The organism is Clostridium sp. AM58-1XD (genome assembly GCF_003464085.1).
GTDB lineage: Bacteria > Bacillota > Clostridia > Lachnospirales > Lachnospiraceae > Lachnoclostridium_A.
The window spans coordinates 1-615 of record NZ_QSDR01000085.1; the positions used below are offsets into that span (position 1 = coordinate 1).

Here is a 615-nt window from a genome sequence, read left to right on the forward strand (position 1 = left end):
AAAGCGGATAAAAGGAGCGTCTGAGAATCCTTTCGGAGTTAAAAAACGAGACGAGAACAATGATCATTTATGAAGCCCCCCATCACCTTGTTAAGACCTTGGGGGATGTCTTTGAGGCGCTGGGAGAGCGCAGAATTACGATCTGCCGTGAGTTGACAAAGAGGTATGAAACGGCATTTCGGACCACATTTTCCGAAGCCTGGAACATTACCAGAAGGAAGAGCCGAAAGGTGAATGTGTAATTGTCATAGAAGGAAGAAATCCGGAAGAGCTGGAAGAAGAAAAGAGAAAGTCATGGGAAGAGATGACGATTGAAGAACATATGGAGATCTATTTAAAACAGGGAGCCAGCCAAAAAGAGGCGATGAAGCTGGTAGCAAAGGACCGGGGCGTAAGCAAAAGAGATATTTATCAGTATCTGCATACTTGAATAAAGCAGGAATTACGTTTTTAAATATAGAAGCTGCATGATTGAAGATAAGAGGAATCTTCAATCATGCAGTCTTCTTTTACTTTCCAGGAAAGACCTTGTTCTTAAATTTATAATGTTTATAAATGTGATGTTTTTTGATTTTTATATAATAAACATTTTTTTGATTTTTATATAATAAACAT

The 615-nt window shown here is 38.2% G+C and carries 1 pseudogene; it reads left to right on the forward strand.

Annotated elements, in window-relative coordinates:
• Nucleotides 1-11: 11 nt before the first annotated feature.
• Nucleotides 12-430: pseudogene (locus DXA13_RS22240) on the forward strand (16S rRNA (cytidine(1402)-2'-O)-methyltransferase); the annotation flags it as partial.
• Nucleotides 431-615: the final 185 nt, after the last annotated feature.